At 61.0% G+C, this 20,514-nt stretch carries 26 protein-coding genes and 1 pseudogene; 20 read left to right on the forward strand and 7 right to left on the reverse strand.

The window, feature by feature from the left end:
• Positions 1-31: 31 nt before the first annotated feature.
• Positions 32-1,333, reverse strand: a complete 1,302-nt coding sequence (locus tag ACIOVF_RS03240) for an NAD(P)/FAD-dependent oxidoreductase (protein WP_401287465.1) — start codon at positions 1,331-1,333, stop codon at positions 32-34.
• 132 nt (positions 1,334-1,465) lie between these two features.
• On the opposite strand from ACIOVF_RS03240, the gene ACIOVF_RS03245 reads away from it, so the two are divergent.
• From ACIOVF_RS03245 to ACIOVF_RS03270, 6 genes and pseudogenes are all read left to right on the forward strand, one after another.
• Complete coding sequence (locus tag ACIOVF_RS03245) at positions 1,466-2,338, forward strand: LysR substrate-binding domain-containing protein (RefSeq protein WP_401287468.1); 873 nt, start codon at positions 1,466-1,468, stop codon at positions 2,336-2,338.
• 43 nt (positions 2,339-2,381) lie between these two features.
• Positions 2,382-3,023, forward strand: a complete 642-nt coding sequence (locus ACIOVF_RS03250; protein ID WP_045194649.1) for a LysE family translocator — start codon at positions 2,382-2,384, stop codon at positions 3,021-3,023.
• A gap of 439 nt (positions 3,024-3,462) precedes the next feature.
• On the forward strand, positions 3,463-3,783 hold the full coding sequence (locus ACIOVF_RS03255) for a DUF6124 family protein (RefSeq protein WP_195884621.1): 321 nt from the start codon (positions 3,463-3,465) through the stop codon (positions 3,781-3,783).
• A 207-nt stretch (positions 3,784-3,990) separates the two neighbouring features.
• The gene (locus ACIOVF_RS03260; RefSeq protein WP_195884622.1) at positions 3,991-4,380 is read left to right on the forward strand and encodes a hypothetical protein; all 390 of its coding nucleotides are present in this window, start codon (positions 3,991-3,993) and stop codon (positions 4,378-4,380) included.
• A 13-nt stretch (positions 4,381-4,393) separates the two neighbouring features.
• Positions 4,394-5,024: pseudogene (locus ACIOVF_RS03265) on the forward strand (BRCT domain-containing protein).
• Between the two features lie 118 nt (positions 5,025-5,142).
• Positions 5,143-6,234, forward strand: coding sequence for a hypothetical protein (locus ACIOVF_RS03270; protein ID WP_401287473.1), 1,092 nt, complete (start codon positions 5,143-5,145; stop codon positions 6,232-6,234).
• 136 nt (positions 6,235-6,370) lie between these two features.
• On the opposite strand, the gene ACIOVF_RS03275 is transcribed toward ACIOVF_RS03270, so the two are convergent.
• Complete coding sequence (locus ACIOVF_RS03275; protein WP_093381047.1) at positions 6,371-7,159, reverse strand: suppressor of fused domain protein; 789 nt, start codon at positions 7,157-7,159, stop codon at positions 6,371-6,373.
• Positions 7,160-7,241: 82 nt separating this feature from the next.
• Between ACIOVF_RS03275 and ACIOVF_RS03280 the strand changes: the two genes are divergently transcribed.
• Complete coding sequence (locus ACIOVF_RS03280) at positions 7,242-7,907, forward strand: hypothetical protein (RefSeq protein WP_401287477.1); 666 nt, start codon at positions 7,242-7,244, stop codon at positions 7,905-7,907.
• A gap of 4 nt (positions 7,908-7,911) precedes the next feature.
• Here ACIOVF_RS03280 and ACIOVF_RS03285 read toward each other — a convergent pair whose 3' ends face one another.
• The 3 genes from ACIOVF_RS03285 to ACIOVF_RS03295 are packed head-to-tail and all read right to left on the reverse strand — an operon-like array spanning position 7,912 to position 9,672.
• Positions 7,912-8,379 (reverse strand): GNAT family N-acetyltransferase, encoded by a 468-nt coding sequence (locus ACIOVF_RS03285; protein ID WP_093381044.1) that lies wholly within the window; start codon positions 8,377-8,379, stop codon positions 7,912-7,914.
• Positions 8,380-8,404: 25 nt separating this feature from the next.
• A complete protein-coding gene (locus tag ACIOVF_RS03290; protein ID WP_093381042.1) occupies positions 8,405-9,115 on the reverse strand; it encodes an NrtR DNA-binding winged helix domain-containing protein in 711 nt (236 codons plus the stop codon).
• Positions 9,112-9,672 carry an adenylyltransferase/cytidyltransferase family protein gene (locus tag ACIOVF_RS03295; protein ID WP_093381040.1) on the reverse strand — a complete coding sequence of 187 codons (561 nt, stop codon included), beginning with the start codon at positions 9,670-9,672 and terminating at the stop codon, positions 9,112-9,114. The genes ACIOVF_RS03290 and ACIOVF_RS03295 overlap by 4 nt, the downstream gene beginning before the upstream one ends.
• A gap of 99 nt (positions 9,673-9,771) precedes the next feature.
• On the opposite strand from ACIOVF_RS03295, the gene ACIOVF_RS03300 reads away from it, so the two are divergent.
• The 13 genes from ACIOVF_RS03300 (at position 9,772) to ACIOVF_RS03360 (ending at position 19,276) form a co-directional block, all read left to right on the forward strand.
• The gene (locus ACIOVF_RS03300) at positions 9,772-10,416 is read left to right on the forward strand and encodes a nicotinamidase (RefSeq protein ID WP_213603799.1); all 645 of its coding nucleotides are present in this window, start codon (positions 9,772-9,774) and stop codon (positions 10,414-10,416) included.
• 2 nt (positions 10,417-10,418) lie between these two features.
• On the forward strand, positions 10,419-11,624 hold the full coding sequence (pncB, locus tag ACIOVF_RS03305) for a nicotinate phosphoribosyltransferase (RefSeq protein WP_045194661.1): 1,206 nt from the start codon (positions 10,419-10,421) through the stop codon (positions 11,622-11,624).
• 11 nt (positions 11,625-11,635) lie between these two features.
• A complete protein-coding gene (gene nadE / locus ACIOVF_RS03310; protein ID WP_401287483.1) occupies positions 11,636-12,493 on the forward strand; it encodes an ammonia-dependent NAD(+) synthetase in 858 nt (285 codons plus the stop codon).
• Positions 12,494-12,514: 21 nt separating this feature from the next.
• Complete coding sequence (locus tag ACIOVF_RS03315; RefSeq protein ID WP_401287486.1) at positions 12,515-13,903, forward strand: hypothetical protein; 1,389 nt, start codon at positions 12,515-12,517, stop codon at positions 13,901-13,903.
• 338 nt (positions 13,904-14,241) lie between these two features.
• Entirely contained in the window at positions 14,242-14,742 is a 501-nt protein-coding gene (locus tag ACIOVF_RS03320) for a GNAT family N-acetyltransferase (RefSeq protein WP_045194666.1), read from the forward strand.
• 80 nt (positions 14,743-14,822) lie between these two features.
• Positions 14,823-15,302, forward strand: coding sequence for a hypothetical protein (locus ACIOVF_RS03325; RefSeq protein ID WP_045194668.1), 480 nt, complete (start codon positions 14,823-14,825; stop codon positions 15,300-15,302).
• 12 nt (positions 15,303-15,314) lie between these two features.
• Positions 15,315-15,557, forward strand: coding sequence for a hypothetical protein (locus ACIOVF_RS03330; RefSeq protein ID WP_045194670.1), 243 nt, complete (start codon positions 15,315-15,317; stop codon positions 15,555-15,557).
• Between the two features lie 148 nt (positions 15,558-15,705).
• Entirely contained in the window at positions 15,706-16,191 is a 486-nt protein-coding gene (locus ACIOVF_RS03335; protein WP_401287490.1) for a hypothetical protein, read from the forward strand.
• 7 nt (positions 16,192-16,198) lie between these two features.
• Entirely contained in the window at positions 16,199-16,441 is a 243-nt protein-coding gene (locus ACIOVF_RS03340) for a hypothetical protein (protein WP_045194674.1), read from the forward strand.
• 9 nt (positions 16,442-16,450) lie between these two features.
• Positions 16,451-16,693 (forward strand): hypothetical protein, encoded by a 243-nt coding sequence (locus tag ACIOVF_RS03345; protein ID WP_045195710.1) that lies wholly within the window; start codon positions 16,451-16,453, stop codon positions 16,691-16,693.
• A 297-nt stretch (positions 16,694-16,990) separates the two neighbouring features.
• Complete coding sequence (locus tag ACIOVF_RS03350) at positions 16,991-17,230, forward strand: hypothetical protein (RefSeq protein WP_401287494.1); 240 nt, start codon at positions 16,991-16,993, stop codon at positions 17,228-17,230.
• A gap of 14 nt (positions 17,231-17,244) precedes the next feature.
• Positions 17,245-17,487 (forward strand): hypothetical protein, encoded by a 243-nt coding sequence (locus ACIOVF_RS03355; RefSeq protein ID WP_401287497.1) that lies wholly within the window; start codon positions 17,245-17,247, stop codon positions 17,485-17,487.
• A gap of 181 nt (positions 17,488-17,668) precedes the next feature.
• Positions 17,669-19,276: an ABC-F family ATP-binding cassette domain-containing protein gene (locus ACIOVF_RS03360; protein WP_401287500.1), complete on the forward strand. Its 1,608-nt coding sequence runs from the start codon at positions 17,669-17,671 to the stop codon at positions 19,274-19,276.
• Here the strand turns inward: ACIOVF_RS03360 and ACIOVF_RS03365 are convergent.
• The gene (locus tag ACIOVF_RS03365) at positions 19,253-19,783 is read right to left on the reverse strand and encodes a cysteine hydrolase family protein (RefSeq protein ID WP_401287503.1); all 531 of its coding nucleotides are present in this window, start codon (positions 19,781-19,783) and stop codon (positions 19,253-19,255) included. The genes ACIOVF_RS03360 and ACIOVF_RS03365 overlap by 24 nt on opposite strands.
• A 193-nt stretch (positions 19,784-19,976) precedes the next feature.
• Positions 19,977-20,477, reverse strand: a complete 501-nt coding sequence (locus ACIOVF_RS03370; protein WP_045194685.1) for an Lrp/AsnC family transcriptional regulator — start codon at positions 20,475-20,477, stop codon at positions 19,977-19,979.
• Between the last annotated feature and the right edge of the window lie 37 nt (positions 20,478-20,514).

The following is a 20,514-nucleotide window of genomic DNA, read 5'->3' on the forward strand; positions in this document are numbered from 1 at the left end:
GGCGAGCTTTGTTTTTGTTGGGCTAGGTGGGTCAGATTTCGGTCCTGGCTCGCAGCGCTTCCACGCGCATACGCAGCATGGCACCGATGTCGAGCAGCGGCTTGGGCGGCAGCCAGCCGGGTTGTGCGCGGGCCATGACCGAGGTCAGCAGCGGTGAGCTTTGGCCGCTGGCAAGCTCTGCCAGCAAGCGCCCCCACAGGGTGCCGCGGGCGACACCCGAACCATTGCAGCCGGCCACGGCAAACACGCCCTCCTCGACCCGGGCGAAATACGGCTGGCCGGAGCGCGAGGCGCTGAGGTGGCCGCTCCAGGTGAACTGGATGTCTTCGGCGCCAAACCACGGAAAGCGCCGCTGCAGGCCGCGCAGGTGGTGCCGCTGACGCTGGGCCAGTTCACTCGGGTTGAGGTCGCGGGCACGGTATTCGGCAGTGTTGCGGATCATCACCCGGCGGTCCGGAGTCAGGCGTACTGTGGCGCCCAGCGGCCGGGTCGAGAGCACGCCCCAGGGCTCGACGTTGCCGATGGCGCGGAACTCGGCGTCGGTCATCGGCCGGGTGAGGCTGGCGCTGAGCTCCATGGCAAAGGTGGCGCTGTGGTCGATGCCGGCACGCGGGATAAAAGCGTTCAGGCACACCAGCACCTGCCTGGCTTCGATACTGCCATCGACGGTATTGGCGCGAATCCGGCCCTGGCCGAGGCGCTCAAGGCCGCTGATATCGGTGTCTTCGTACAGCGTGACGCTGGCTGGCAACGCATCGAGCAAACCTTTCACGTATTTGGCCGGTTGCAGCAAGGCATTGCCGTTGCCACACCAGATCGCCGCCTGGTAATGACTGCTGCCAAGCCTGTGCTTGAGCGCCGCGCCTTGCAGGAACTGCGCCTCGGCACCCACGGCACGCAGGGTTGCCAGCTTGGCTTCGACCTGGCTGAGTTTGTCCGGGTCGTTGACCGCAAAAAAGTAGCCGTCGTCACGAAACTCGCAGTCGATGTTGTGGCGCGCAATGCGCTGGCGCACTTCGTTGCTGGCGGCCTGGCCGATCGTGGTGTCGATTTCGTAGTCGGCAAAGCCCGGGCGCCCCAGCAGCTCGCTGTCTGCCGGGTGCTCATGGGCGACGACAAAACCGGAATTGCGCGCCGACGCGCCTTGCGCAGCGCTCTGGCGATCGACCACGACAATCCGCGCCTGCGGGTGCATCTCGGCCAGGGCATGGGCGGCGCTGAGCCCGGTGATGCCGGCGCCGATCACCAGCCAGTCGGCTTTTTGCGCGCCGCTCAGGCGAGCGCGTGCCGGTGAACTGCCCGCCAGGGCAATCCAGCCACATTGGTTTTTCATGCATCACCTCTCGACCTGTATGCACACAGCGCATGGACGTTTTATGCTGGTGGCGGTTGCCATGGCCAGAATCTAAAAGGTCTTTGCCGATTCAACCAACGTTATAAATTCATCGGGGCATTCGAAAAGCGCATGGATAAAGTTCGCCACCTGCCTTCACTGCAAGCCCTGCAGGCGCTGGTCGAAGTCGCCGACGCCGGCAGCTTCACCCAGGCCGCGCACCGCCTGTGCCTGACCCAGAGCGCGGTGAGCCGCAAGATCCAGTTGCTGGAGAGCCACTTTGGCGTGGCCATGTTCGTGCGCAGCAGCCGCAGCCTGCAGCTGACCGCCGAGGGCGAGCAGGTACTGGCCAGCGCGCGGAGCATTCTTGAGCAACTGCAAAGCCTTGAACAACGCCTGTCGCCGCAACAGCGCCCGTTCCGCATCCGCATGCATGTGTCGCTGGCGGTGCGCTGGTTGCTCCCGCGGCTCAACGAGTTCTACCGCCTGCACCCGGACATCTCGCTGTCGATCGAGACCGTGGCCACAGAGCTTGTCGAGCCGGGCAGTGACAGCGATGCCTACATCGTTTACCTGCCGGCGCCGTCCAGCGATCCGGCCTGCTCGACGCTGTTCGAGGAAACCCTGGTGCCGGTGTGCAAACCCGGCCTGGGGCTGGGCTCAGAGGCCGGCCTGAAGCGCTTCGCCTTGCTCCATGGCTCCACCGACCAGCAGACCTGGAGCCAATGGCTGGCGGCGCGGGGTAACAAGGCGCTGGCGGATTACCGGCACCTGCCCTTCAACCTCGACGAACTGGCCCTGGATGCGGCAGCGCGTGGCCTGGGGGTGGCGATGACCGACCTGACCCTGGCGCAGGAGTCGATCGATCGTGGCGTGCTGGTCGTGCCGTTCGGCCAGCCGCTGAAAACCGGCGGGGTCTATTCGTTGTGCCTGCAGGCGGCAGGGGCCGGGCATCCGGCGTGTGCGCTGGTGATGCAGTGGTTTGCCGAGCAGAGCGGTGGCTGATCCTGTTACATTCTGTGCCTACTCCACCTTCTAGAGCCTGAAAATGGATCTTCACGCACTGCTTGCCTTCACCCTGGTTGCCGCGATTGCCATCGCCAGCCCTGGCCCCGCCACGCTGATGGCGATCAACAACAGCCTGGCCTATGGGCCGCGTTTCGCGGTGTGGTCTTCACTGGGCAATGCCAGCGGGCTGTTCTGCCTGTCAGCGGCGGCCATGCTCGGCCTCGGTGCCCTGCTGGCCAGCTCCGAATGGCTGTTCAACGCGGTGAAGATCCTCGGCGCCGGCTACCTGTTCTACCTCGGTGCCAAACAGCTGATGAAAAAGAGCCCGATGCTGGCGAGCGACGTTGCCGCAGGCCAGGAACAGGTCAAGCCATCGCGCTTGAAGCTGTACAAATCGGCGTTCCTCACCGCTGCCACCAACCCCAAGGCAACGATGTTCTTCACCGCGCTGTTCCCGCAGTTCATCGACCAGAGCGCCGCGCTGCTGCCGCAGTTCCTGATCCTTACGGCGATCTTCATGGCCTTGTCGCTGACCTCGCTAAGCCTGTACGCCGCCCTCGCCTCGCGGGCCAAGGGCGTCCTGACCCGGCCGGCGTTCTCACGCTGGGTCAGCCGGGTGGTGGGTTCGACGTTTATCTGCTTTGGCGCGGCGATTCTGACCATGCGCCGTCAGGGCGCTTGATCCGCAGAGCAGCGTAAACCTTGTGGGCGCTGGCCTTGCCAGCGATCGAACGCGTAGCGGTCGCAAGTCGGGCAATAATTGATGTGTTGACTGAAACGGCCGCATCGCTGGCAAGCCAGCTCCCACTGGTTCTACATCGCCGCGCCGCTTCTTGATACATGCCTGCGCTTGAATACCCAACTCAACCCCGCTACCCTCACGCAGTCGCTGCCAATTCAGCGACCGGGTGTGCAAGCCCGAACGATGTGGAGCAATCAGTACCTTGAGACTTTCCCGGCGTGCCTTTTTGGCCGTGGAATTGTTTTATGGTGGCTGTGCGTGGGAGACCTTCGGGTCTGCCGGGTTCTATATCCTCGGTCTTGCACACCTGCGCACAGCTGCCACCCATTCGTGTGCAAGCGGATGCTGGCAGTTTCCTGGCTGATATAGGAGATGCAGCATGATCAAGATCGTTCCTGATCCACCGCCGGCCGGCGCCCTTCCCCACACTGCCGCCACGCCTTTCGGCGCCTGTGCTGCAGGTCATCCTCCGTTGTTTTCTGTACGCCCCGGAATTGAGGCACATGACGCGCTGGTGCACGCGTCGATGTATTTGCGTTGCGCCCATGACACGGGCATGCAGACATGCGACAAGGTTGATGCCGACGCCCGTGGAATGATTTGGGCGACACTGCACTCGGTCGAAATGGCCAAGGGACTGGTGGATGCCTTGCTTGATGGGATCGAGGCACAAGCCTTGGAGCGCAAGGCAGCCAGGTAACAATAAAGGGCGATGCAAGCGCCTGGTTTTGGGGCCGCAGGTGCGGCCCATCGCTGGCAAGGCCAGCCCCACACAAGTTTTGCGTCCAGCCTCCAAAGACCATCAAGCCCCGACTCTCCGGGCTGGACACCAATACTGGCCACTTAGTAGCATCCAATGAACAGGTCCGCGTAACTCAATACGACTATCACCAGCCAGGGAGGCTGAATGAACACGATTGTCCATCGACCCATCCTCGCAGCTCTACGCTCCAACCTCAGCTGGTCCGATACCTGGCAGGGCCCTGATCAAGGTCTGATCCGCTGCTGGGAGGCTGGTCGTGAACGAGCCTTCAAACATCCTGACATTGCCCAGCGCTGCATCGCCGGTGAGCTCCCCGTGCTGGGCTGGAAAGGTGGTGTCGAACGCGCCTTGAAGAAGCTCGAAAAGTTCGGCTCGCTCAAGTATCTGGCTCAATGGCAAGGTTTACGTGGTGACGACCTGCATATCGATACCACAACAGAACTGACGATTATTTGCAGCCGCACAGAGATGGTCGTGACGTTCACGTCCGAGCAAAGCAAATACTTCAATTCACAGGTTGAAAGCGAAGAGTAAGGAAGCTTGCATCATGGTCGACTTGCATCAGGAATTCGAACACAGTCGTTTCTACCACCAGGCCCGTATCGACCGACGCTCGGCGGACGCCTTGCTCGGCATTGCCGCTGGGCTCACGGCAGATAACACCATCAACCAGCGAGAGGCTGAGTTCCTAAAAAACTGGATCGAGCATCATCTGGCACATCTGGATGATCCAGTGATCAACCTGCTCTACCGGCGCCTGGCCAATATGCTCAGCGATGGAATTCTGGATGCCGACGAATCGGCGGAGTTGTTGGAGATACTTCAGCAATTTACTGGCGCCCCCAGTAATAGTCCTCGCCCTTTTACTGCGCCCACCACACTCCCCCTCAATGATCCAGCACCTGCCCTCGACTGGTCAGATAGGGTCTACCTTTTTACTGGCGCCATGGCCTATGGGCCACGTAAAGAGTGTGAGGCCCTCATGCTAGAACGCGGAGCCTTGATCGGCGGATCGGTGAGCAAAAAGGTGCACTTCCTGGTGGTGGGGAGTGTCGGGAACGAGCAATGGCTGCACAGTAGTTACGGTACGAAGATCAAGAAGGCTGTGGATAAGAGAGGCTGGGGGCGGGATCGCGATTGTTAGCGAGGAACATTGGCAGAAGGCCATTTTTGAATAACAAACGACAAAGAAAATATTAGTCCTGGCCCAAGCCATGTTCTTCACACTCAATCGTTTGTCGCTGTGTAACCCATGAGCGTTTGGGTTACCGCCCTCAAATCAAACCTGGATCACTTATGGCCATACTGGACTTCAGAGAAATCGCATCCCCCAATAGAAACTTTAATTCCAAAAAAAATTCAACGATCGGCGCATCTCACTCTGTAGACGACTTTGAACTGTTCTGCCAGGAATTCTTTACCTCTGTCAAACAGATGAAAATATTCAAGAGCGTTTCCAGCGGCCCTGACCTAGGCATCGATTTAGGCGTAACCGACACAGTCGGTGACCGCTGGCTCATAAGCTGCAAACATTACGCACATTCCGACAAACCTGTTCCCGCAGTAAAAGACTCGGGCGTAATCGAACGCACCATTGACTGGGGCTGCCAAGGTTTCATTGCATTTTACACAACAGTGCCTAGTACAACACTCGACCGCCAGCTCTCCAGCGCAGACAAATTCGGAATACGTGTAGAACGATATACAAAGGACAGAATCGAGTTTGAACTCATGGCATCCGCCATGGGCACACATATCGCTGCTCGATACTTCCCTATATCAATGAAAAACCACTACAGGCACCTTGTCGGAACGCTTGACGCGTTCTCCCCAAGCGATGTTTCTATTATCGACGGAGTGGCCAAGCTAGGAGAGGCTGTCACCCCCTTAGCCAGTGAAGACCCTGTGCATATAACCAAAACCAGAGAACGGCTGGCTTACATTGCCAACATTCGTGCCACCCGCCATCAGCATAAGCCTTATTTTTCCTCAGCGGTGCAAGACGCCGTAGAACTAATCCCAAGTCACTTTATAAAAGACGATACCCTCCCCCGCCACTTTCTCGGCTTTTCACCCACATGGGATTGCCTTGAGGTGGCCAAGGAGCGAAGCTTGGAAAAGATTTACTTTATCCATGGCGCTTGGAGTTTTTGGGACTGGACAAAAGCTAACGAATGCCTAGCCCAAACACTAGCAATTCGCGAGTACATTGGAAACGAAAAGAATATCACCAGCAAGCAACTACACACTCCCGAGTCGAAGAGCCAACTTAAAGAGCGATATTTGCAACACAGAAGCAAAGGGCTTTTGAATCCAGGATGGCTTAGCCAAAAGCTACCCGAAAAAATGAGGGACATCATTGGCAGACTCTTTATATACGGCCAGTAGTATTTCCCTTCACACTCAAGTACGTTTCTATCACCTTTTGTTGCATTGCCTGAACAGACCTTATCGCTGGCAAGCCAGCTCCCACAGCCCCAGCAACATTCCCAGCCTAACGCATTACCTCTCCCTGCTATCCGCATCACACCACGCTGGCGCGCTGCAGGCTGCTGACATGCCCCACTCCGGCCGCCTGTAGGCGGCTGACCAGATCGGCACGAGCCGCGCCGCCGCCGGCGCGGATGTATTCAAGCTCCGCCGCGGTGATCAGCACCACCGGTACCAAGGTGACGGGCGATAGCGGCATGTCTTGAAGGCGGGTCGGGAAGTCTGGCGCCGGGCCGCCCAACAGTACACCGATGCTGTCGTCGTCGGTGACGAAGTGTTTGGGCACCTGACTGGCTATGTGGTGCGATTCACTGAACCCGGGCAGTTCCAGGGACAGCGCGCCGTAGCGCTCCAACTGCTGGGTGATGCCACCGGCATCGGCCACGGTCTTGGCGATGTTCTCGATCAGCTCGAAGGCCCAGCTGCCCTTGAACGGGTCGACTTCGCCCAACGGCCCACGGGCATGTTCGGGAATGTCCGGGGTTTCGACGAACAACTCCATCTCGAAACCATTGCCCTGCCCCTGGTCATCGTCGAAGGGGTCGGACAAGCCTTCGGTTGCCAGGATGATCGAGTCGCCACGGCGCACCACGCGGTAGGCCTGGCGGGTCGAGGGCCAGTGCGGGCCACCGGCAAAGCTGGGGCTGATGAGGTAGGCCAGGACATCGCGCTCCACTGTGCCGACACTGCTCCAGTGACGATCCAGGCAGGCTTCGCTGGCAAGCCTGGCGGCCTGGTTGTCGGCTTCAGCTTGCAGGATTGGCGGGGTTTCCTGGGACGCTGGCTGTTTAAATGCGTCGAGCAGTTTTTTGAAGATGTTCATCGGCGATCCTTGCGAAGTGGACAGCAATGCTAACCACTCACTAGCATCCGTACTACCCTTGGCCAACCAGCAAACCGATCTGATGCCTCCTTCGCTGAAAACCTGCTGGCCCTCAAGCTGGCGCAACGTGCCCGGCATTGACTACAGCGCACCGACCCTCGACCTGCAGGCCCTTGTGCCGAAAGCCGGCGACAAGACCTGGGCGCAGTTCGACCGGCACGATGCTGTGCAGGCTGGCGAGACCGTGCAACTGCTATGGTGCCCGCCGCTGTCCGCCGTCAATGGCTGGAGCGAGCAGCCTTCGGAAATTGCCCAGAGCTACTTGCTCAAGGCAAAGGTGCTCTGCAGCAGGGGCGACAGCCATGAACTCGACATCCTTGGTAGCGAGCAACTACTGCCCATGCTCAGGTCGCTGCCACACGAGCAGAGCGCCTGGTCGCTGGGGCAAATCGCTACTGAACAAGGGCCGATCATTGCCCTGGAGGAAGCCTGCTGGAGTGCCAGCGCGGTGGTCGGGGGGCTGATCTACCTGAGTGCCTGCACGCCGTTTGAAGCGCATATGGAACTGCTGCTCGAGGTGACAGGCGATGAGGTTTTCGGGCTGTTCTCGGCGCATGTCGACCCGGGCGGCGCTTTCTATTCGTTTGGCCGGCGCACGCTGGAAGGTCGGGAGCTCATGGCGGTTGAGCAGGCGCTGAAGGTTGCTCGGCCACTCAAAGACCTACACGACAACTACCTGCGAAGCTAAGGGCCTACTGGCCAAGCAACTCCCGCGACATCAACCACTGCGCCTTGCCCCACGCCTCGAACTGCTCGCGCACGCTCCAGCCGCGTTTGGCGTAGTACGCGCTCTGGTCATGGGTGTGCAGGTACAGGGTGGCCACGCCGCGCTCCCGGGCCTGCTGGCAGATTCCTTCAATCAGTTTTTCCGCCAGGCCTTGCCCGCGCGCTTGCGGTTCAACCAGCACACACGCAAGCCAGGGCCCAAGCTCCGGGCGCCCGGGCAAGTCGTCGCGAGCCAGCGCGGCACCGCCAAGCAAGCGGCCGTCTTGCAGCGCCACCAGGCATTGCCAGTCGCCATTGCGCTGGCCCTCGGCAAACTCGCGCTGCCATTGCTTGAGCGGGATACCGGCGTATTCGTAGCTGAATTGCCGGTACAGCCGCTCAGCGAAGGTGTCGCAGTGCTGCATGTGCTGTTCAAGCCATTCCAGGTTCGGCATGTGATGTCCTTTTTTGTATTTTGGCTCAGGCGCCAGAGCGCTCGGGCAACAGGCTACGGTCAAACACGAACGGCGTCTCGGCTTTTGGCGTGTGTTCGAACAGTTGCTGCGGCCGGCCCATTTTCGGGAAGTTCTTTTCGCCGGTGTCGCGAATCCAGCCTTCGTCCTTCATGCGCTCCAGGCGCTTGCGCAGGGAGGTGTTGTTGACCGGGTGACCCAGGCAAGCCTGCACCGCGTTCAAGGCATCGAGCACGGTGAATCGCTCCGGCGCCAGGTACAGCGGCAGGTTGGTGTACACCGCCTTGGAGGCCAGGCGCTCGCAGGCCAGTTGCACCAGCAGGTTGTGGTCGAACGGCAGTACCCGCTTGCGGCCGATGACGCTGGCGACGTCGACAAAGCACAGCTGCTCGCTGCCGGCCTCGACCTGCGGGCCCAGCAAGGCCAGGTAGTAGGTGCTCATCGACCAGCCGCGCGGGTCGCGAAAGGCATTGCCTTCGGTGCCCACCTGTTCCAGGTGACGCGGCAAAATCCGCGCTTTTTCGCTCATCGCCCGGTCAGCCGCGGCCGCCAGGGTGTTGTCCGGGGTGCGGCCGTTGACGATCACCCCCGGCAGCGCCCATTCACCTTCGTGGGGCGCGCGCTCGCGCCGGTACAGCAACACTTGCAGCTGTTTGCTTTCGGGATGCAGGCGCAACGCGACGATGTCGACGCTGGCCAGTACTTCTGCAGCACTCACTGTGGACTCCTATACACCTCAAACTCGTCAACGATGTCGGCCAGGCACCAGGCCGCCGGCAGCGCCTGGCCACTGCGCAGGCCGGCGCGGATCGCCGAGCTGTGCACGCCCAGTTGCTCCTCGGCTACCAGCAGGCCGAAGTCCGCCAGCAGTTCCTGGCCTCGGTAAAAGCCCGCGACATTGGCCTGGTTATCCTCGCCGATGACCAGGGCGATATCAGCGCGGGCAATACCGCTGCGCTCGCTCAAGGCACAGAGCAAATCATAGCTGTACACCGCCCCGCCCTCGCCGCCCAGCTCTCGCTCCACCGCCGAGCAACTGACCCGCGGGTTATCCAGGCGCGCGATCAGCCGTTGCAACCAGCGCCAGCGCAGGTCGAAGTCGACCATGCGCTTGCCATGGGCATGCCGGTAACTGGGCACCACGAGCACCTGCTCGGCCCACTGCAGCGCCCGGGTGATCACGCTCAAATGCCCGGGGTGCGGCGGGTCAAAGGCCCCACCGTAGACCGCCAGGCGAAACCGTACCGGAGCCGACTCATATATTTCACTATGCATACTATATCCACCATGATTGCTTGTGAAAAAGAAAAAGCGGTTGACATACATATTACACCTAGTGAATTATGTGTCCACACCCAGCGCAGGAGGCACCGCATGAAAATCGCCAGCTTCGATGTCGACGCCCAGAACGGCTTCACCGACAACGCCCCCAATGAGTTACCGGTACCCGGCGGCGCCGAGATCGCCCCGGCCCTCAACGCCATGGCCGAACGCGCCAGCCTGCGCATCGGCAGCAAGGATGCGCACACGCCAAAAGCCGCCTGGGTGGTCAGCAGCCACGCCGAGATGCTGCAGCCGCTGGGCATGGCCAACGCCGACCTGACCTGGGTCAGCCACTGCGTACCGGGCACGCCGGGCTTCGAGCTGCTGGCCGGCCTGCCCGCACCGATCGACTACGACTTTTTCGTGTGGAAAGGCATCGAGCCCGACCTGCACCCTTACGGCGCCTGCTACCACGACCTGGCCAACCGCCGCTCCACCGGAGTCATCGAGTACCTCAAGGTGCACGGCGTGCAGGCGGTGATCGTCGGCGGCCTGGCCCTGGATTTCTGCGTCAAGAACACCGCCCTGCAATTGCAGGCTGCAGGCTTGCAGGTGTTCCTCTATCAACCGGCGTGCCGGGCGATTTGTGCCCAGGGCGGCGCCGAGGCCCTGGCCGAGATGACCGGGCACGGCGTGATCGCCTGCGCCGACCTCGCCAGCCTCGACCAGCAACTGAACGCATTCAAGGGAGCATGAACATGAGCGAGAGCGTCTTCGGCCCAAGCATCATCCAGAACCTGCTGGACACCGACTTCTACAAAATCACCATGATGCAGGCGGTACTGCACAACTACCCCAACGCCGAGGTGGAATGGGAGTTCCGCTGCCGCAACAGCGAAGACCTGACCCCGTACCTGGCCGAGATCCGCTACCAGATCGAGCAACTGGCCGAGGTCTCGATCACTCAGGATCAACTGGCGTACCTGGGGCGCATCCCCTTCATCAAGCCGGACTTCATCCGCTTTCTCAGCCTGTTCCGCTTCAACCTGCGCTACGTGCACGTTGGCATCGATGACGCCGGACAACTGGCAATCCGCCTGCGCGGACCCTGGCTGCACGTGATCCTCTACGAGATCCCGTTGCTGGCAATCGTCTCGGAGGTGCGCAACCGCTACCGCTACCGCGAAGTGGTGATGGAGCAGGTCGGCGAGCGCCTGTACCAGAAACTCGACTGGCTCAAGGCCGAAGCGTCGCCAGCGGAACTGGCCGGCCTGCAACTGGCTGATTTCGGCACCCGCCGGCGCTTTTCCTACCGGGTCCAGGAGCACGTGGTACACACCCTCAAGCAGGATTTCCCGGGGCGTTTTGTCGGCACCAGCAACGTGCACCTGGCCCGCGAGCTGGACATCAAGCCGATCGGCACCATGGCCCACGAATGGTTCATGGCCCACCAGCAACTGGGCCCGCGGCTGATCGACAGCCAGGTCGCCGCGCTGGAATGCTGGGTCAAGGAATACCGCGGGTTGCTGGGCATCGCCCTGACCGATTGCATCGGCATGGACGCCTTCCTCAAGGACTGCGACCTGTACTTTGCCAAGCTGTTCGACGGCCTGCGCCACGACTCCGGCGACCCGTTGCTCTGGGCCAACAAGGCCATCGCCCACTACGAAAAACTCGGTATCGACCCCAAGAGCAAGACCCTGGTGTTTTCCGATGGCCTGAACTTCGCCAAGACCCTGCACCTGTACCGCGAGCTCAGCCCGCGGATCAACGTCAGCTTCGGCATCGGCACCAACCTGACCTGCGACATTCCAGGTGTTGAGCCGATGAACATCGTGATCAAGATGACCGCCTGCAACGGCGCGCCGGTGGCGAAGATCTCCGACAGCCCGGGCAAGACCCAATGCCGCGACGAGAACTTCGTCAGCTACCTCAAGCACGTGTTCAAGGTCGAAGGCCAGTGAAGGAGCAGCACATGAACAGTCGTCAGATCGAGATTGCCCAGGCCCTGGGCGTGGTGGCGCCCTTCGCAGACGGTGCGGCAGTGGCGAGTGAGATCCGCCAGCGCATTGACTTCATCAAACAGACCCTGCTCGAAGCGCGCCTGAAAGTGCTGGTGCTGGGCATCAGTGGCGGCGTCGACTCGTCCACCGCCGGGCGCCTGGCGCAGTTGGCGGTCGAGCAATTGCGCAGCGAACAGGCCGACAACGGCTACCGCTTCATCGCCATGCGCCTGCCGCACAACACCCAGCATGACGAGCTCGATGCCCAGGCGGCCCTGGCCTTTGTCGGCGCCGATGAGTGCGTGACGGTGAACATTGCCGATGGCGTTCAGGGCCTGGCCGGGCAACTGCCGCAACTGGCCACACTGGCTGACAGCCAGCGGGATTTTGTCCTCGGCAACGTCAAGGCACGCCTGCGCATGCTCGCTCAGTACACCCTGGCCAATGCCCGCCATGGCCTGGTGATCGGCACCGACCATGGCGCCGAAGCGGTGATGGGGTTTTTCACCAAGTTCGGTGACGGCGCCTGCGACCTGGCGCCGCTGAGCGGGCTGGGCAAAGGCCAGGTGCGGGCCATCGCCGCCGCCCTCGGTGCGCCTGAACACCTGGTACACAAGGTGCCGACCGCCGACCTTGAAGAGCTACGCCCGGGCCTGGCCGACGAGCAGGTCTACGGCGTCAGCTACGCGCAGATCGATGCCTTTTTGCACGGCGAAGAGGTCGATGACGCCGTGGCCACAACCATCATCAGTGCCTACGACAAGACCCGGCACAAGCGCGAATTGCCCAAGGCACCCAAGACAAGTTTCGCTACAATGCCGCCACCTTGAATGGACTCACCGGAGCTTGTTGTGCAACGTCTGATCATCATCACACTGGCAGCCGCGACCCTCACGGGCTGCGCGACGCCTTCCAAGGACAGCCTCGACCAGTACATCGGCAACATGCTCGCCCAGCCGCTGTCGGCCAACAGTTTGTATCGCGAAGGCGATGTGCTGAGTTTCCAGATCAAGGTACCGGCCAACAACGGCCTGAGTGATCGCAGTTTCCAGCTCGAAGCCTCGTGCATCGAGCCGAACGTGGCGATCATGTACCTGGACGCCGACCAGCGTGCCTACTTCAAAAGCACCAGCGGCTATGCCCCACCGCAGCCGATGCCGGCTCGCTACCATGCCACCCTGCTGAATAACCCCAGCTTCGCCCAGGCCTGCAAGGCTCAAGCAAAGCCCGACTGGCGCAAGCTTAACGGTGAAGAGGGCGAGCCATGGGTGCTGGTCGACCGCAACAGCATCGCCAAAATCGGCGACGAGGTCAGCCTGTGGGCCGCCTTCGACCAGCCGAGCATCCTCCTCGACCTGCCGTACAACGCCCCCTACGCGCAAAAGCGTGAGCATCACCGCTTCAACTGCAGCACCGGCACCTACACCCTGCTGGCCGGCTACGATGTCGATGCCGACAACCGGGTCACCGACGGCATGGTCCCGTCACTGCCCAAGCCCGCGCCTGTGGCCGGCAGCAACGCCGATTACCAGGCGCTGTACGATCTGGCCTGCGCAACGCCGGACAAACTCGCGCAACTGGCGCCGTTCAGCCCGCGCTTCAAGGCACCGATCGTCACCGGGGTGATGCCGCCGGTCAGCCCGTCGGTGATGGTCGCCCTCGAGCGCCTGCAACTGCCCACGCCGGTGCAGCCGCTAACCTACCTGGAAACCGTCGGCACCTCGACCATGAAAGGCAAGACGTCGCCCATGCGCGAAGAGCACTTTCTCTCCGTCGATGCCAACAGCCGCCAGCAAGTGCTGATCCTGCGTGGCAAAGGCTATGAGGCGCAAAAGGTCACCTGGCGCGGATTGATCCCGCTGGTAAGCAAAAGCGACTTTACCGGCATGAGTGAAAGCAGCGCGCTAACCAGCCTGAGCTTCAAGGGTGACTGGAAGACCATGGCGGTGGGCAGCAAACTCAGCTATTCACAGCAAGGTGTGACCAACAACAGCGTGATTGGCCAGTACGACAAGGATCTGAAGATCACCGAGTGCACCGTGCAACAGCAACTGCCGGCCAACACCCTCAACGCCAGCTTGAGTGGCAATGCCAAGGCACTCGACTGCAGCGTAAAGGGTGACGAGTACAAACGCGTGAATCACCTGTTCTACCTGGAAGACTACGGCTACTTCTTCAATGCCAGCACCGACAAGAACGCCTTTTACTACAGCGATCTGCGCCTGCAGACGGTGAAGTAAACCCCGGGGCCGCTAGCGCGCCCCATCGCCGGCAAGTCCGGCTCCCACATTGGATCGGCATGCACCCTTCCCTGTGGGAGCTGGCTTGCCAGCGATCGACCGCGAAGCGGTCACAAACCAGGCGACTCAGTCAGGCAGGCTACCCCCGATTTGCAGCCCCCACGCTTTGGCTGGCAAACTTCGCCCATGCACGATACCCCGCTACAACCCGCTCAGCTCGGCGTCGCCCTGCATCGCTCGCGTCTGCTGCACCGCATCAAGCAAGCGCATGCCGCGCACTGATCGACGCAGCCCCCGTCGCCTGGCTGCCAATACTCACCCACACCCCCGAGAACGCCATGATCCTGCGCCCCGAAACCCCGGCCGACGCCCTGGCCATCGAACAACTGACCGCTGCAGCCTTCGAGCAGGTACCCCACTCAAGCCACACCGAACATTTCATCGTCAACGCCCTGCGCCGCGTCGGGCAATTGTCGGTGTCGCTGGTGGCCGAAGAGGCGGGGCACATCATCGGCCATGTGGCCTTGTCACCGGTCAGCCTGTCTGACGCCAGCACCGGCTGGTATGGCCTGGGCCCGATTTCGGTGGCGCCCGAGCGCCACGGCCAGGGTATCGGCAGCCAGTTGATGCACGCGGCGCTGCAGGCCCTGCAAGCGTTGGGCGCTGCCGGCTGCGTGGTGCTGGGCGATCCTGGCTACTACGGGCGCTTCGGCTTTGTTGTGCGCCCGGAGCTGGTATTGCCCGGAGTACCGCCCGAGTATTTCCAGGCCCGGAGCTACACCAGCCGGTGGCCACAGGCCCAGGTCAGCTATCACTCGGCATTCGAAGCCACGAGTTGATCACAAGCCTGATGGAATGATTTGCACCGAGGGCGGTCCTTGTACAAAATCGCCGCCTTTGCCTCGAAAGGATGCGTGCAATGAAGTTCGAAGGGACTTTCCAATACATGGGCCAACACGGGATCGTCTTCAACGTCTCGCAGATCACCCTCACCGACAGCGAACGCGGGCGCCTGCGTGAGCTGCATTTTGGCGAAGCGAAAAGCGCTCACTATGAAGTGAACAGCAAGGTGGTCGAGGTCTACGACAAGATGCTCGCCAAAAACCTGCCGTGCACCATGATGATCGGCATCTCCAAGCCGTTGACCCGCCAGCAGGGCGACGTGCTCAATGCCCAGCGCACCAAGGTCGCCAACCTCGCCGCCTCGGCCTTCGCCGGCGCCGCCAGCTCCGTCGCCTCGCCCTATGTCGGCGTCCCGGTGGGTGCCGGTGTGCGCATGTACGCCAACGAAATCCTGCCCACCTACCATGCCGGCGACGTGCTGGTCAGCATTGAAGCGCGGGTCAACGGCGGCATCGGCCCGCAAAGCACCATTTCGACCCTGATCATCAAGACCTGAGTGGAGCCGCACATGTCCGAGATTACCCAGCTGGTTCTGGCCCTGGTGCTGTTCTTTTTGCTCGATCGCTTTCTCAAGCCCTACCCGCTGCGCAAGTGGCTGGGCCTGGCGCTGGTGGCCGCTGGCGCGGTCGGCTGCGTAGCGGCAAGCCAGGCCCGCCTGCTGGGGGCCGACCTGGGGCTGCTGTCGATCTTCGCCGTCGCCCTGGGTGTAGGGCTGTTCCTCAAACGTCGTCGGTTTGAGCAGGTTGGCTGAGATTTTGTAAGGACTGATCGCTAATTTGGGATCGGTCCTACCTTCATGCCGGAGCAATACGACATACGCCCGAAGTTGATTTGGGCATCTTTCCCTGCACGTCGATGAGGTGCGCCTGGCGCGTCTGTATTACACAGGGAAGGTTGTTGTGCAGATCGAAAAAACCTATGAGTACGCCGGCAACTTCGGCATTGTTTTCCACGTCTCGCAAATTGTGGTCCTGCCGGAAGATCGCGCGAGGCTGCGCGAGTTGCATATCAGCGAGGCGAAGGGGGCGCACTATCAGGTCAACAAAATGCTCGTCGCGCTCTACGACAGAATGCAGGCCGGTAACCGTGTTTGTGAGATGAGAGTCGCTGTTTCTCGAGCGTTGAGCCGTCAGCAGGCGGATAGATTGAACAGTCAGCGCTTTGACGTAATCGCTGTCATCGGAGGTTACTTCGGGGGCGCCGCCACTCTGCTCCTAACGCCAGTTTTCGGATCCCTCGTTGGATCCGCCGCTGCCTCCCTCACCGAACCACACCTACCGATTTATCATTCCGGCGACATAATTGTCAGCATCCAGGCATCTGTCAGTGGGGGTATCGGCCCCCAACGATCAGCGTCCTCAATGATCATCAAGAATCAAGGTTGAAGACGCCATGGCAGAATTCAGCCAGCTATTCATCGCCTTCTTCATCTTTGTTGTGGTCGAGCGCCGGCTCAAACCCAGCACACTCCGAAAATGGTTAAGCCTGACGTTATTGCTCGGCGGCCTTATCGGTAGATTCACGTTGGAAGGCAGCTACTGGCTCGGCGTCGACCTGCACCTTATTGCACTTTTTGCGATTCTCGGTGGCGTGGAGTTGTTCTTCAGACGTAATCGATTCGATGAGGACGCTTGAGTGCCACTCGTGTCTGACGTTACCCAACTGTGCTACGCACTGATCCTGATTTCATTTATGGATCATTGCCTGAAACCCTATTTACTCCGCAAATGGCTGGGCCTGGCGTTGATGATAGCCGCCGTTACATTGCAGTTTGTGCCGGGCAGCCTCTATTGGCATGAGTTGAATCTGAAACTGTTCCCTTTGTTCGTACTATTCGCGGGCATGACTCTGGTCAAGGGACGTCGAAAGTTTCAACGGGGCGAATGAGCGAGCCTCTTCGACAGACCGTCATCCGCTAATTTGGGATCGGTCCTACCTTCATGCCGGAGCAATACGGCAAACGCCCGAAATTGATATGGGCATCTATCCCTGCACGTCAATGATGAGGTGCGCCTGGCACGTCTGTATTACACAGGGAGGGTTGTTGTGCAGATAGAAAAAACCTATGAGTACGCCGGTCCTCACGGAATAGTTTTCTATGTTTCCAAGTTCGTTGTTACGGAGAGTGATCGCGCCACAATTTTCAGCTGATTCGATAATCATACCGACCGCAGGTCTGGCCCCATGAATGAGTATCTTCAGTACACAATCCTCTTGATTCTATTTTACCTGCTGTACTTCTTAGTCAAACCTTATCGCCTACGAAAGCGCTGTGGCATCGTACTGTTTTTCGGCGGCACGATTGCCAGCTACCTGCTCCCTACCCGGGCAGGTTCATTGGACATCGAATTCATCGCCATCAGCATATCTGGAGCCGGCGGTGCGCTTTTCATGACACGACGCAAGTACCTAGAGCATGGCTGAGCAGAACACACATCATGTCTGAAGTTACCCAGCTATGTTACGCGTTGATCATCATCGCCTTTCTGGATCACTGCCTGAAGCCCTACCTGATTCGTAAATGGCTAGGGTTGTTCCTATGGGCCGCCGGTATTACTTTACTGTTCAAACCGGGTGGAAGCTATTGGGAGGCAATGGATCTGTTCCTAGTGCCTGTGCTCATATTCTGCGCAGGTACGACGCTGATCATCGGACGCCGCAAGTTTCAACCTGACGAATGAGTGAGTATCTTCAATACACCGACTGAATAGCTCTTTACCCGCACCGCTCTGCGCCCTAAGCTGTCCCCTCCCACATCTCCCCGAGGTATTCGTCCAATGCGCCATTAATGCCGCCGTCTTTGCGACGGCCAGTCTTCAGCCCCTTTGCGGGGGACGTCGCGGGCATTTCTTGGAGTTTTGCATGACGAATACGTCGATCCTGACGCTGGACAGCGTCACCCTGGCCTTGCCGGATGGCCGGCTTTTGTTTTCCGATCTTGTCGAGACCTTCGACCAGCGCCGCACCGGCCTGGTCGGTCGCAATGGCGTGGGCAAGTCGTTGCTGGCGCAGGTTTTGGCCGGGCGCTTGCCGCCCAGCGAAGGCCGCTGTTTGCGTCGTGGCCGGGTGCACTATGTGGGTCAGCATCTGGCCGATGCCGATGCCACGGTGGCGGACCTGGCTCAGGTACGCGAGGTGATCGATGCCTTGCTGCGCATCGAGGCCGGCAGCACCCAAGACGCGGACTTCGATTGCGTCGGCGAGCGCTGGGACATTCGCGAACGCCTGCAGGCGCAGCTTGATCTGCATGGCCTGGGGCAACTGAACTGGGCGCACTGTGCAGCGGCGCTGAGCGGCGGCCAGGCGATGCGCGTGGCGCTGCTCGGGGCCTTTGTCAGTGATGCCGATTACCTGATTCTCGACGAACCCAGCAACCATCTGGACGCCACCAGCCGGGAGGCGCTGATGACCCTGCTCGAGGGCTGGAACAAGGGCCTGCTGGTGATCAGTCATGACCGCGCGCTGCTTGAGCGCATGGAGCGCATCGTCGAACTCTCGCCCCTGGGCCTGAGCAGCTACGGCGGTAATTACAGCGTCTACGCCCAGTGCAAAAGCGCGCAGACCGAGCAGGCCGAACGCACCCTGGAACGCCTCAAGCTCGAACGCCAGCGCCAGGCCCGCGAGCTGCAGCAACAGCGCGAGCGCCTGCAGCGCCAGCAGTCGCGCGCCAGCAAGGCTGCGCGTTCGGCCAATCAGGCGAAGATCCTTCTCGACCGCCAGCAGCAACGCAGTGAAACCACTGCCGGCAAGCAGCAGCGTGATCATCAGGCGGCGCGTCAGGCGCTTAACGCACAGGTGCGCGATGCGGCGCAGCAGGTTGAATCTGCCAGCCCGATCGTGATCCATGCGCCCGCGCCGCTACAACCGAGCGGCAGTCAGGTAGTCGTACTTCAAGACCTGCAATTGCCCTTCGCCCACCAAGGCCTGGTCGATCTCAACCTGTATAGCGGCGAACGCCTGGGCCTGGTCGGCGCCAATGGCAGCGGTAAATCCACCTTGCTCAAGGTACTGGCCGGGCAATTGGCGCCGGTCGCCGGGACGTGTGAAGTACGCAGCGAAGTCGCCTTGCTCGACCAGCACTGCAGCCTGCTGCCCGCCGGGCAATCGGTGCTCGACTACCTGCGCAGCGCCAGCGCCAACCCGGACGAGAGCCTGCTGCGTACGCGCCTGGCGCAACTGGGCCTGGGCGCCGAGCGCATCAGTTTGCCCAGCGGCGTGCTCAGCGGCGGCGAACGGCTCAAGGCAACCCTGGCCGGGGTGCTGTACCGCGACACCCCGGTGGGCCTGCTGTTGCTTGACGAGCCGAGCAACCACCTCGACCTGCCCTCCCTCGCCGCCCTTGAAGCCATGCTGCGCCAGTATCGCGGGACCTTGCTGGTTGCGTCCCACGACCGGGTGTTCATGCAGCAACTAGAGCTGGACGGCTACCTGCAACTGGGCGAGGGCTCAGAACTGCACATCCGCGCTTGATTGCAGGCGGGCAAAGGCGCCGCCCAGGGTCAGGTTGTGGTGGGCGATGATCGCCTCGGCGGGCAAGCCTGGGGTGTCCATGCAGGTGTGGGCATCACTGACCAGTACGACGTTGAAGCCAAGCTCGCGGGCAACCCGGCAGTTGGTGTCGACGCAGTACTGGGTCTTGAGGCCGACGATGACCAGTTCATCGATAGCGGCTTCGCGCAACTGATCGGCCAGCGAGGTGGCAAAGAAGGCGCTGGGGCGGGTTTTATCGAAGACCGTGTCGCGTGCGGGATCGATCGCCAGGGCCGGCAACAACTGCCACGCGGGGCTGCCTGCGGCAATCGGCGAACCTTCGGGCCCGGTGTGGCGAACCGCAAAAACCGGGGCCTGGGCGTTATGCGCAGCGCCAATCAGGCTGTTGATCCGGTTGAGCACCTGCTCACCCTGCCAGGGTTGTTCGGGGCCGTGGAACAAAGCCACTTGCATATCCAGGACCAGCAGTGCGCGTTTTGCTTGCATCTTCATCTCCGTGTGATTGGCCAGCCGGACGGAGAAAAGACAAGGCCCCGTCCATTGCTGGCGGGGCCTTGGATTACCTGCTGCCTAAGGTCAAGCAGCCGTACCCGCCCCGCGTATGGCGGTGGTAGTGGTACGCGACGAGGTCAGCAGGCAAATCTTCATAGTTCGATAATGCGCCCGGGCCAGGCAGCGGTCAACGCTTGTTTTCCTCGGCCAGGCCCAGGTGATCCAGCGGCAACGGGCCGTGCGCCTTGACGGTCTGGATGGCGAAGTTGCTGCGGATATCGCTGACGCCGGGCAATTTGAGCAAGGTGTCGATGAGAAAGCGCTCGTAGCTGCGCAGGTCCGGCACCACCACTTGCAAAAGGAAGTCCGACTCGCCAGACACCAGGTGCGCGGCAATTACCTGGGGCAGCGCCAGCACCGCCTGCTGAAAGGCCTGGGCGGCTGGCTCGTGGTGGCGCTCGACCTTGACCCCGACGAACACGGTCAGGCCCAGGCCGACTTCATCGCGGTCCAGTTGCGCGGCGTAGCCCTTGATCAGCCCCGCCTCTTCCAGCAGACGCACCCGGCGCAGGCACGGCGACGGCGACAGGCCAATGGCTTCAGCCAGCTCGACATTGCTCAGGCGGGCATTGCGCTGCAAAGCTTCGAGAATCTTGCGATCAAAAGCGTCGAGGGTGAGTTTTGGCATGATCTTAATTCTGAACGGTAGATCGTGGCAGTTTATA

This window comes from Pseudomonas sp. NPDC087612, from assembly GCF_044743505.1.
Classification (GTDB): domain Bacteria; phylum Pseudomonadota; class Gammaproteobacteria; order Pseudomonadales; family Pseudomonadaceae; genus Aquipseudomonas.

Bases quoted from the DNA above. Each gene is read 5' to 3' on its own strand.
- ACIOVF_RS03240 (WP_401287465.1), bottom strand. From the start codon at position 1,333: ATGAAAAACCAATGTGGCTGGATTGCCCTGGCGGGCAGTTCACCGGCA.
- ACIOVF_RS03245 (WP_401287468.1), top strand. From the start codon at position 1,466: ATGGATAAAGTTCGCCACCTGCCTTCACTGCAAGCCCTGCAGGCGCTG.
- ACIOVF_RS03250 (WP_045194649.1), top strand. From the start codon at position 2,382: ATGGATCTTCACGCACTGCTTGCCTTCACCCTGGTTGCCGCGATTGCC.
- ACIOVF_RS03255 (WP_195884621.1), top strand. From the start codon at position 3,463: ATGATCAAGATCGTTCCTGATCCACCGCCGGCCGGCGCCCTTCCCCAC.
- ACIOVF_RS03260 (WP_195884622.1), top strand. From the start codon at position 3,991: ATGAACACGATTGTCCATCGACCCATCCTCGCAGCTCTACGCTCCAAC.
- ACIOVF_RS03270 (WP_401287473.1), top strand. From the start codon at position 5,143: ATGGCCATACTGGACTTCAGAGAAATCGCATCCCCCAATAGAAACTTT.
- ACIOVF_RS03275 (WP_093381047.1), bottom strand. From the start codon at position 7,159: ATGAACATCTTCAAAAAACTGCTCGACGCATTTAAACAGCCAGCGTCC.
- ACIOVF_RS03280 (WP_401287477.1), top strand. From the start codon at position 7,242: ATGCCTCCTTCGCTGAAAACCTGCTGGCCCTCAAGCTGGCGCAACGTG.
- ACIOVF_RS03285 (WP_093381044.1), bottom strand. From the start codon at position 8,379: ATGCCGAACCTGGAATGGCTTGAACAGCACATGCAGCACTGCGACACC.
- ACIOVF_RS03295 (WP_093381040.1), bottom strand. From the start codon at position 9,672: ATGCATAGTGAAATATATGAGTCGGCTCCGGTACGGTTTCGCCTGGCG.
- ACIOVF_RS03300 (WP_213603799.1), top strand. From the start codon at position 9,772: ATGAAAATCGCCAGCTTCGATGTCGACGCCCAGAACGGCTTCACCGAC.
- pncB (WP_045194661.1), top strand. From the start codon at position 10,419: ATGAGCGAGAGCGTCTTCGGCCCAAGCATCATCCAGAACCTGCTGGAC.
- nadE (WP_401287483.1), top strand. From the start codon at position 11,636: ATGAACAGTCGTCAGATCGAGATTGCCCAGGCCCTGGGCGTGGTGGCG.
- ACIOVF_RS03320 (WP_045194666.1), top strand. From the start codon at position 14,242: ATGATCCTGCGCCCCGAAACCCCGGCCGACGCCCTGGCCATCGAACAA.
- ACIOVF_RS03325 (WP_045194668.1), top strand. From the start codon at position 14,823: ATGAAGTTCGAAGGGACTTTCCAATACATGGGCCAACACGGGATCGTC.
- ACIOVF_RS03330 (WP_045194670.1), top strand. From the start codon at position 15,315: ATGTCCGAGATTACCCAGCTGGTTCTGGCCCTGGTGCTGTTCTTTTTG.
- ACIOVF_RS03340 (WP_045194674.1), top strand. From the start codon at position 16,199: ATGGCAGAATTCAGCCAGCTATTCATCGCCTTCTTCATCTTTGTTGTG.
- ACIOVF_RS03350 (WP_401287494.1), top strand. From the start codon at position 16,991: ATGAATGAGTATCTTCAGTACACAATCCTCTTGATTCTATTTTACCTG.
- ACIOVF_RS03355 (WP_401287497.1), top strand. From the start codon at position 17,245: ATGTCTGAAGTTACCCAGCTATGTTACGCGTTGATCATCATCGCCTTT.
- ACIOVF_RS03360 (WP_401287500.1), top strand. From the start codon at position 17,669: ATGACGAATACGTCGATCCTGACGCTGGACAGCGTCACCCTGGCCTTG.
- ACIOVF_RS03365 (WP_401287503.1), bottom strand. From the start codon at position 19,783: ATGCAAGCAAAACGCGCACTGCTGGTCCTGGATATGCAAGTGGCTTTG.
- ACIOVF_RS03370 (WP_045194685.1), bottom strand. From the start codon at position 20,477: ATGCCAAAACTCACCCTCGACGCTTTTGATCGCAAGATTCTCGAAGCT.